Consider the following 10,830-nt stretch of genomic DNA (forward strand, 5'->3'; position numbering starts at 1 on the left):
GCAAGTACGAGTGCCTCCACGTCAGCAAGTATTAGCGCTTCAACAAGTGCCTCAACGTCAGCTAGTACCAGTGCTTCCACATCAGCCAGCACCAGCGCTTCAACCAGCACCTCAACGAGTGCCTCAATGTCAGCTAGCACAAGTGCTTCCATGAGTGCCTCGACATCAGCAAGTACCAGCGCTTCCATGAGTGCGTCCACGTCAGCCAGCACCAGCGCCTCAACGAGTGCCTCCACGTCAGCAAGTACTAGCGCTTCAACAAGTGCCTCAACGTCAGCTAGTACCAGTGCTTCCACATCAGCCAGCACCAGCGCCTCAACGAGTGCCTCAATGTCAGCTAGCACAAGTGCTTCCATGAGTGCCTCGACATCAGCAAGTACCAGCGCTTCCATGAGTGCGTCCACGTCAGCCAGCACCAGCGCCTCAACGAGTGCCTCGACATCAGCCAGCACAAGTGCTTCAACAAGTGCAAGTATTAGCGCCTCAACGAGTGCCTCGACATCAGCCAGCACAAGTGCTTCAACAAGTGCAAGTACGAGTGCATCCACGTCAGCAAGTACTAGCGCTTCCACAAGTGCAAGCACCAGCGCCTCAACGTCAGCCAGCACCAGCGCTTCAACCAGCACCTCAACGAGTGCCTCAATGTCAGCCAGCACAAGTGCTTCAACAAGTTCTTCAAGCTCAGTTACTTCTAATTCATCAAAAGAGAAGGTGTATTCTGCCTTACCTTCTACGGGTGATCAAGATTATTCTGTAACTGCTACTGCCTTAGGTTTAGGTTTAATGACTGGGGCAACTCTTTTGGGAAGGAAAAAATCTAAAAAAGATAAGAACTAGACGTACTGTGAATTCTTAAAGTACTAAATGACATGGTAAAAGGCATATCTCTTAATATTTTTAGAGAGATATGCCTTTTTGTTATAGAAGTTCGTAAAAAGCCTTGTAAATCTATATTTATCAAGTGACAAGAAATGTTTTTCTGAGAAAATATGATAGAATTAAGAAGTGGAATTTATTTCTAAAAATAAGTTTATCAATTACGATAAACTCAAAAATAATGTAAAAAAGCTTTGGATCATTTTAGTACAATGAGTGTTAATAAAACTATTATTTAACTGGTATGATATGGTCTGGATAAGAGAGAGTTTTAAAGAGAGATTAACTAAAATGCGAGTACATATTACAAGTATATATGGGCAGTCACCGCGTAGCATTGCCCTTATATCACAAAAACTAGTTAAGGATGTCGGACGTCAACTTGGTTATGATGAAATGGGAATCTACTTTTATAATGATTATGCTGAAACGTATGGTGAAAGAAGTACTAGGATGGATGGTATCATTGCGGGATTAGGCAGAGGGGATATTGTTGTTTTTCAAGTACCTACATGGAATTCAACAGAATTTGATGAACTTTTTCTAGATAAATTACAGGCATACGGTGCTAGAATTATAACTTTTGTACATGATATTGTTCCCTTAATGTTTGAGTCTAATTTTTATTTATTAGATAGAGTAATTGACATGTATAATCGTTCGGATGTTGTTATTCTACCTACAAAAGCGATGCATGATTATCTAATTGAAAAAGGGATGACTACTTCTAAAGTTCTTTATCAAGAAGTATGGGATCATCCAGTTAATATAGACCTCCCTCGTCCAGAATATCAAAAAGTCCTTAGTTTTGCAGGCGATATTCAACGCTTTCCCTTTGTCAATGACTGGAAGGAAAATATTCCGCTCATCTATTATGGAGACGGAAGTAGACTCAATTCTGAGGCAAATGTTCATGCTCTGGGCTGGAAAGATGATGTAGAATTGATGCTAAGTCTTTCTAAGCGGGGAGGATTTGGCCTGTGTTGGAGTGAAGATAGAGAGGAGTTAGTCGAGCGTCGTTATTCGAGGATGAATGCCTCGTATAAATTATCTACTTTCTTGGCTGCTGGACTTCCAATTATTGCTAACCATGATATTTCAAGTAGAGACTTTATCAAACAACACGGATTAGGATTTACAGTTGAAACGCTAGAAGAAGCTGTTGAAAAAATTAATAATATGGAAAAAGAGACTTATGACAGCTATGTGGAAAATGTTGAGAAGATAGCAACTCTCTTGCGAAATGGTTATATCACTAAAAAATTATTGATAGATGCTGTGCATATGCTTTATAGATAGAGGTAGCGATGAAGAAAACAATTGTTTTAGGTGTAGATTTCCAATATCGTGATCAAGTTATGACAACTATAAAATCTATTGTTAGTCATAATCAACATTTAACTATTTATATCATTAACACAGATTTTCCCGTAGAATGGTTTAATATCCTTAACCATTCTTTAGAACAGTTTGACTGTAGAGTAAAAAATATTCCCATAAGTTCAGATGTCTTTGAGGGGATACCTACTCTGAGCCATATCAGTGTGGCGGGATTTTTCAGATGGTTTATTCCAATTCACCTTGAAGAAGAGATAGTTTTATATTTAGATAGTGATGTAATAGTTAGGGGTTCTTTGGATCCTCTATTTGACATAAACCTTGAAGAGAATTTATTAGGAGCTGTAGCAGATCATTTTTCAACGCTTTACTATGGAGATGCAGCACCAGTTAGTTTTAATTCAGGTGTTATGCTAATCAATAATTCATTATGGAAAAAAGAAGAAATTTATAATAGCCTTATGAGGATTGCTGATAAGGGTTCTGCTGTTGGGGTAGGAAATCAAGAATACCTTAATATTTTGACTCAGAATCGTTGGATAGATATCGGTAAACAATATAATGTTCAGATTGGTCAAGATGTCAATATTAATGCATATGGGCGACTAGATTTGTATCATTTTTATGATGATTGCGAACCTGTTATTGTTCATTATAATAGTCAAGATAAACCGTGGAATAAATATAGTCAATCGCGATACCGTTCAGAATGGTGGTATTATTTTGGTTTAGAATGGTCAGTTATTTATGCTCAACAACAAAAAAATTTGAATAGGTTAACAGGTAAAACACTGAATTTATTTACATTAACAGCCTCAGATACATTAGAACATATTGAAGTACTTGCAAAAGCTCTACCAGATTATCAGTTTCATATTGCAGCACGTAGTGATATTTCAGAGAAATTAGCTAATCTAGAAACTTATAGCAATATTAAAGTTTATAAATTAGTTATCAACCCTATCTTGGAAGAGCTTATACGTAACTGTGATGTGTACTTGGATATTAATCATTCCTACGAAGTAGAAGGTATTCTAGATAAAATAAAAGAAGAGAATAAACCGATTTTAGCCTTTGATTCTACAGCACATACGACAAAAAATATAGAAGTTATCTCAGAAACAATGCCTGAATAGATGGTTAAAAGAATAAGGGAAGTAGGTCCTCTTAGATGAAAAATAGAAAAGCTATCGCGTTAGCGTCGGATTTTGGCTATCAAGAGCAAGTTAAGACTATAATTAAATCAATATGCTTTCATAATCAATTTATTGATTTTTATATCTTAAATGACGATCTTCCAGTTGAATGGTTTCAAATGATGGAATATCATTTATCTAAAAAATAGATTGCACAATATCTAACACTAAAATTTTTAATGAAGAAATTAAACATTTTAAATTTCAAAAACCGATGCCCTATCCTACTTACTTTCGATACTTTATACCTGAAGTTATTCATGAAGATAAGGTACTATATTTAGACTGTGATATGATTATCACCAGTGATTTAACATCGATATTTACTCTTGATATTTCAAAATATGGTGTAGCGGCTGTTCGAGATGATTTGCTCGAAGAATATGATGGTAAAGAAGATTATTTTAATTCGGGTTTGCTATTAATTAATAATATTTTTTGGCGAGAACAAGGGATTAGTCGGCGACTGTTAGATTATACTAGAGAAAACCAAGGGGCTCTTCAATATCATGATCAGGATGTTTTGAATGATGTACTGTGCGATAATTGGCTAGAACTTGATGAAACTTATAACTATCATACAGGAGCAGATATGTTATATAACCTATTCCAACAGTCTGAACGTCAATTAAATCGCATGAAAGATTTACCTAAAGTTATTCATTATACAGCGACAAAACCATGGAAATACCTTGAAACATCCGTTCGTTGGCGCGATATATGGTGGGAATATAATAAACTTGAATGGAGCGATATTTTTACAAGATGGCAAGTCAATGATGGTGTAGATGTTTCATTGAAGAAAGTGTTACAACCTATCCATCGAGCTTTCATTTTTACTTACTCAGATTCAATTGAAGGAATTGAGAGGTTGGCTAAGGATTTACCAAACTGGCAATTTCATATTGCTGCCCATACTCAAATTTCAGAAAAATTGAAACAATTGGAAATGTATTCAAATATAAAACTTTATCCACTTGTTTATCGTTTCAAATTAAATGAGCTAGTTGAAAATTCAGATATTTACCTTGATATTAATCATGGTGATGCAGATACTCAGGTTCTGGAGCAAGTGAAGAAACTAGGTAAAGATATTTTATCCCTTTCTACAACTTATCATGGTCAAGGCAAACAATTTGAGAGAGTTACGGATATTATTGATTATTTAAAGAATGAACGATTTAAAGAACATATTAGAAAGGAATATTGTGAAAAATAACGTTATTTGTTTGGCAGGTGATAATAAATCTTTAAATCAGATTCAAACAGTTATAAAATCGATTTTATGTCACAATGATAGAGTAAGTATTTATATTTTAAATCAAGATATAGCTTCAGAATGGTTTAGAAATATTCAAAGACGTTTATCAAATAGTCATAGTTGTATTTTTGATGTAAAACTCTTTGATGATACTTTTAAGGAATTTAAAACGCCCCGTGCCCATATTACCTATATGGCTTATGCAAGGTACTACATTCCGCAACTTATTGATGCAGAGAAAGTTCTTTATTTAGATATTGATACTTTGGTTGTTGATAACTTAGATAAGTTGTTTGAGATAGAATTAGGGGACTACCCGATAGCAGCTATCTTAGATGGAGACGGTATTCATTTTAACTCAGGTGTTATGCTAATAAACTCGCTTTACTGGATGAGATATCGAGTAACAGAAAAACTTCTGGAAATAACAGAACGAGAATTGGATAATGGAATTTTTGGAGACCAAGGGGTTCTCAATCTTCTTTTTGATAATAATTGGCTTAAGTTAGAAGATAAGTATAATGCTCAAGTTGGAAATGATTTAGGTGCCTTTTATGAAAATTGGCAAGGGTATTTTGATCGTAACTTTGAATCGCCTACTATTATCCATTACTGTACTCATGATAAACCATGGAATACTTTTTCTTCTTCAAGGTTTAGGGAGACATGGTGGCAATATGAGCAACTAGATTGGAATGAGGTGTTTAATTTTGAAACGTATCTGTTACCTGAGCCAACATTTGAAAAACACTTCTTTACTTTCACAACGTCCGTAGATTTGCTTTATATTGAAGAATTGGTTGAACTATTCCCCAATAGTTGCTTCCATATAGCTGCTTGGACCTCTTTTGGCCCAAGATTACTTAAGTTAGCCACAAACTCTAACGTTCGTCTGTATCCTTCAATAACCAGCCCACTTTTTGAACAACTAATGACTAAGGCAAATTATTACCTTGATATCTCAACTTCTTGGAAGGAAATACAATTTTGTCAAAAAGCTATTGAGAAATCAATTCCGATATTGAGTTTTAATGAAACAGTGACATTTGAATATAGAGAGTTAAGTCATTGCTTTATTAATTTGGAGGATATGCGACAGTTTTTATGTAAAAATGGAGGCAGTAGTGACTGATAAATTAGTTTCTGTTATTATTCCAGTCTATAATGCAGCACCATATTTAGAGGGGTGTGTAAATACCATTTTAGGACAAACATACCAATTTTTTGAAATTCTACTGATAGATGACGGTTCTACAGATACATCTGCTAGTATCTGTGATCAATTATCTCTAAGAGATAACCGTATTAGAGTTTTCCATATCGAAAATGGCGGTGCTTCTAAAGCTAGAAACTTTGGATTAGCACGAATTAGTTCAGAGAGCCAATTTGTTACGTTTGTTGATTCGGACGATTGGGTAAAGGAAAATTATTTGGAAGTACTGCTAGCTCAGCAAGAAAAATATAATGCTGATATTGTTATCAGTAATTACTATATCTACAGAGAAACAGAAGATATTTTTGGTTACTACATCACTGACAAAGATTTTGTTATCGAAGAAATCTCTGCTCAAACAGCTATTGATAGACAAGTGCATTGGCATTTAAATAGTTCAGTATTCATCGTTATTTGGGGGAAATTATATCGAAGAGAACTATTTGATACCATCACCTTCCCAACAGATAAAGTATTTGAAGATGAGTTGGTAAGTGTTTTACTTTTTATAAAAAGTAAAAAACGATTTTAGTTAATGGAAGCTATTATGGCTATAGAATTCGTCCAAATAGCATTATGACATCCGCGTTTTCATCCAAAAGAGCAGAAGATCTTATTTATATTTTTGATAGTAAATTGTCGGAGATTATACTGTCAGGATTGGATTCAACTGCAACTGTAGAGAGATATTTTTGGTTAATGCGTGACTATAAACAGCGCTTAGAATAAGAAAATTTACAGAAAACAATAATATATAAAGTGATATCAAATCGGTTATCAAGATAACGGTAAATATCATTTTATTTGTCATAATCTTGCAAATAGAGTTGAAAAGAGCTAATAGTTATGAAAGTTATTAAAGTAAAAACAATTTCGGAAACTTTAGATTATATTTCTAAACATACCGCTTCGGTAGCGCGTTTTGGTGATGGGGAAATTGATATTATTGCGGGGAATTCTATTCCTTACCAGGTTTATGATTCTGAACTTGCTAAGCGATTAAAACGTTTATTAAATCGACAGAGTAATGAGAAGCTAGTTATCTGTGTAAGTGATGTTTTTGATAATTTAGGTAGATACAACGATTTTTCACAACAGTTTTGGAGGGGGCATCTATATCAGTATAATGATTTGTACCAAAAAAATTGTCAGGCTGAATGGTATGGTTCAACTTTTATTTCTAGACCCTATATGGATTTACTAGATAAGAGTTTGTCAGTAACGTACTTTGAACAGCTAAAAGCATTATGGAAAAATAAAGATATTTTAATTGTCGAGGGTGAGACTTCTCGTTCAGGCGTTGGCAATGACTTATTTAATGATGCCAATACTATTTCGCGTATCATTTGTCCTTCGAAAGATGCATTTTCATCTTTTTATGAAATCAAGGAAACTATACTTGAACATAGTAGAGGTAAGCTAATTTTACTTATGCTTGGTCCAACTGCAAAGCTATTAGCTGAAGATTTATCGCAGCTAGGACATCAAGCTATTGATTTAGGTCATATTGATTCAGAATATGAGTGGTTTAAGATGAGAGCAGTTTCTAAGGTGAAACTTTCTCATAAACATATGGCAGAACATAATTTTGACGAAGATATTACTTTAATAGAAGACAATAGTTACGAAAATCAAATTGTATCAAAAATTGGTACATCAGATAGACAGTACGCTTTGACAGTGACATTAACAGATGATATATGGGAGCTAGAACATTTATTACAAAGATGTCCTAATACTGATTTTCATATTGCTGCCCCAGTTTATTGTTCGGATAGACTTAAGCAGTTAGTAGGTTATCCAAATTATTACCTACATGAAGCTATTACTGAAGAGCACTTCGAAGTACTCCTATTAAATAGCGATATATATTTAGATATTAATCATGGTGAAGAAGTTTGGAATGTTGTTGATAGATGTATAACTGAGGGTAAAACTATATATGGAATCAGACGGGCAAGAAAAGATAATCAATATATTTCTTTTGAGCGAACCATGGATGATTTTGAATATTTGTGTGACACTATTAAACAAAATAGATAGTCAGGAAGAGTAATGGTTACTTGAATATTGAAATCAATTTTTTTGATTTTAAAATTAACGAAGTTGACGATATAAAGTTACTTATCTTGAAGAGAACAAATTGATAGAGAAAGAGAAATTCCATTGAAATTACTATATATTTTTGAAAAAAATATTATTCTTCGTAAAATATTGATAACATTTTCATTAATAATCATTTTTTTACTTGGTCGCTATGTTCCAATACCTGGTGTCTTGATTTCTGCTTATAAGGGACAAGACAATAACTTTGCGACGCTTTATTCAACAGTAACTGGTGGTAATTTGTCTCAGGTTGGGGTCTTTTCATTGGGTATTGGTCCTATGATGACCACAATGATTTTACTAAGACTATTTACGATTGGTAAATACTCTAGTGGAGTATCTCAAAAAGTTCAACAGTTTCGCCAAAATGTGGTGATGCTTGTCATAGCAACTATTCAAGGGCTAGCCATAGCCATATCTTTTCAATATCATAATGGTTTTTCTCTGACCAAATTATTACTCGCGACAATGATACTTGTGACTGGTGCATATATTATTTCCTGGATTGGTAATCTAAATGCGGAATACGGGTTTGGTGGAATGACTATTTTAGTAGTGGTAGGTATGCTTGTTGGGCAATTTAATAATATTCCTCTTATTTTTGAATTATTCCAAGATGGTTATCAACTTGCTATCATCTTATTTCTTTTGTGGACACTAGTAGCAATGTACTTAATGATAACTTTTGAACGTTCAGAATATCGTATACCAGTAATGCGTACTTCAATCCATAATCGTCTCGTTGATGATGCCTACATGCCAATAAAAGTAAATGCTTCGGGGGGGATGGCATTTATGTATGTTTATACCTTACTAATGTTCCCCCAGTATATTATTATTTTACTAAGAAGTATTTTCCCAACTAATTCAGATATCACATCATACAATGACTATTTTAGTTTATCTTCTATTCAGGGAGTGGTTATTTATATGATTTTAATGTTTGTTTTATCAGTTGCATTTACTTTTGTGAATATCGATCCGACTAAAATTTCTGAGGCAATGCGAGAAAGTGGTGATTTTATTCCTAATTATAGACCTGGTAAAGAAACACAAAGTTATTTATCGAAAATCTGTTATTTATTTGGAACTTTTAGTGGTTTTTTCATGGCTTTCTTAGGAGGGGTACCATTATTATTTGCTCTTGGAAATGATGATCTTAGGACAGTTTCATCTATGACAGGGATTTTTATGATGATCACAGGGATGTCATTTATGATATTGGATGAATTCCAAGTTATTCGTATTCGTAAACAATACACTTCTGTATTTGAAAATGAGGAGAATTAATGTTTCATTTTATTCCATCTTGGTATAATGAAAATCGTACCTGGTATGATAATAATTACTTGTGGTATTTCAAGCCGACTAATGTCGGTTTTGATGATACTATCAACCAAATGAAGATGTTTGATTATGCTGGAAAAGAGAGTAGATTAGTTGTCTTAAACTATATGCCCAATTTACGTTATTATTTGCATCGCTATGACTTGTTAGAATCAGGTTATTATTCAGTTTTTGATGATATTCAAGAAATTGGGAATGTAAGACAGCAAATGATTGACTTCCGACAACTCAATTGGCCTGAAGGGGTGGACTTTACCTATACTCCGTTTATAGTTTTGGTAAAAAAGTCAGGAGATTTAATTGCTAAGGTTCAATTTGGTGAAGAAGGAAATTTAACGCATATTGATTATTTTGCAAATGAACAAATAGCTAAGAAATACCTCTTTGATGATAGAGGATTTCTATCTAGTGTTCTCTATTATGATAATGGTGGTGAAGCCTATCAAGATTATTTAGCACCATCAGGGGAAAGGATCATGAGAGAATACCTAAGAGAAGATGACCGCCATGTTGAAATTAATCCTAAGAAAGCTATTCATTTTTTAAAGTTATCTTACTCTGATATCGAAGAGTTGATTAGAGAGAAATATCTGACCTATCTCCATAAAGAAGTTAGTAAATCAGATACTATCATTGCTAGCTTTAATCAAGTTCATAACGCATTTATTGTTGGGAACACTAGTAAAGGAAATTTAATATTATCTGTTTTCTCGGAGAGGAATAATACTCACAATGTATTGGAGGATTACTCTTCCTTATCTCGAGCAGACGCTATTATTTGCGATAGACTAGATATTGCTGCACAATTGAAAGAAAAAATAGATAAACCAGTTGTTCATGTTTCTCCCTTTGATACGCGTTTAGCTTTGGGAAAAAGTAATCAAGTTAGAGATTTAGAAATATATTTTGTCGTAGATAGACTTTCCCATAAAGAATTGCAAAAGTCTTTAACGTCCTTATATAAGGTTATGCTCAAAAATAATGATATAAAAGTAACATTTGTCAGCTACGAACGAGAATTTGAAAGTCGGCAATTGATGTATGACTACCTTAAAGAAGCAACAAAAGTTTTTGATCAGAAATTCTTTAGTTTATCAGGAGATGATGCCAATCAAGTTCTTATGCAATCTGATGAAGTAGAAAAGGAAAAAACACGCCTTTCTTTTACCCATCCTTTGTCAGAAACAGATATCATAAACCGGTTAGAGTATGTCCGTTTGATTATTGATATCTCTAAAATACCAGACTTATACACGCAAATTGCAGGGATAAGTTCAGGTATCCCTCAGATAAATACAATATTAACAGAATTTGTTGAACACAGGAAAAACGGTTACGTTATTGAAGAAATCCAAGAATTGGAAAAGGCAATTCCTTATTATTGTGAACAATTAACTAATTGGAACCGTTCTTTAATTTATTCTGTTGATAAAATCAATGACTATACAGGTGGTCAATTGGTAGAAAGAATTATAAATAGTTATTAAATAAAT

7 protein-coding genes and 2 pseudogenes are annotated in these 10,830 nt (G+C 33.8%); all 9 read left to right on the top strand.

The window, feature by feature from the left end; all coding sequences use genetic code 11:
• Positions 1-837 (top strand): LPXTG cell wall anchor domain-containing protein (locus HMPREF9171_RS1000000114095; RefSeq protein WP_153299369.1); only part of this gene is annotated, 837 nt, incomplete at its 5' end.
• Between the two features lie 330 nt (positions 838-1,167).
• Complete coding sequence (locus HMPREF9171_RS109455) at positions 1,168-2,175, top strand: sugar transferase (protein WP_001263783.1); 1,008 nt, start codon at positions 1,168-1,170, stop codon at positions 2,173-2,175.
• An 8-nt stretch (positions 2,176-2,183) separates the two neighbouring features.
• Entirely contained in the window at positions 2,184-3,350 is a 1,167-nt protein-coding gene (locus HMPREF9171_RS109450; RefSeq protein WP_000751415.1) for a glycosyltransferase family 8 protein, read from the top strand.
• Between the two features lie 35 nt (positions 3,351-3,385).
• Positions 3,386-4,629, top strand: a pseudogene (locus HMPREF9171_RS109440) (glycosyltransferase family 8 protein).
• Complete coding sequence (locus HMPREF9171_RS109435) at positions 4,619-5,803, top strand: glycosyltransferase (protein WP_000795056.1); 1,185 nt, start codon at positions 4,619-4,621, stop codon at positions 5,801-5,803. Before HMPREF9171_RS109440 ends, HMPREF9171_RS109435 begins: the two are co-directional and overlap by 11 nt.
• Positions 5,796-6,613 (top strand): annotated as a pseudogene (locus HMPREF9171_RS01000000112945) (glycosyltransferase family 2 protein). Before HMPREF9171_RS109435 ends, HMPREF9171_RS01000000112945 begins: the two are co-directional and overlap by 8 nt.
• Before the next feature lie 117 nt (positions 6,614-6,730).
• Complete coding sequence (locus tag HMPREF9171_RS109430) at positions 6,731-7,927, top strand: SP_1767 family glycosyltransferase (protein ID WP_001872148.1); 1,197 nt, start codon at positions 6,731-6,733, stop codon at positions 7,925-7,927.
• A 123-nt stretch (positions 7,928-8,050) separates the two neighbouring features.
• Positions 8,051-9,280, top strand: a complete 1,230-nt coding sequence (gene secY2, locus HMPREF9171_RS109425; protein WP_000772266.1) for an accessory Sec system protein translocase subunit SecY2 — start codon at positions 8,051-8,053, stop codon at positions 9,278-9,280.
• On the top strand, positions 9,280-10,824 hold the full coding sequence (gene asp1 / locus HMPREF9171_RS109420) for an accessory Sec system protein Asp1 (RefSeq protein WP_000468354.1): 1,545 nt from the start codon (positions 9,280-9,282) through the stop codon (positions 10,822-10,824). Before secY2 ends, asp1 begins: the two co-directional genes overlap by 1 nt.
• The last annotated feature ends 6 nt before the right edge of the window (positions 10,825-10,830 follow it).

Origin of the sequence: Streptococcus agalactiae ATCC 13813, from assembly GCF_000186445.1 — a bacterium.
GTDB lineage: Bacteria > Bacillota > Bacilli > Lactobacillales > Streptococcaceae > Streptococcus > Streptococcus agalactiae.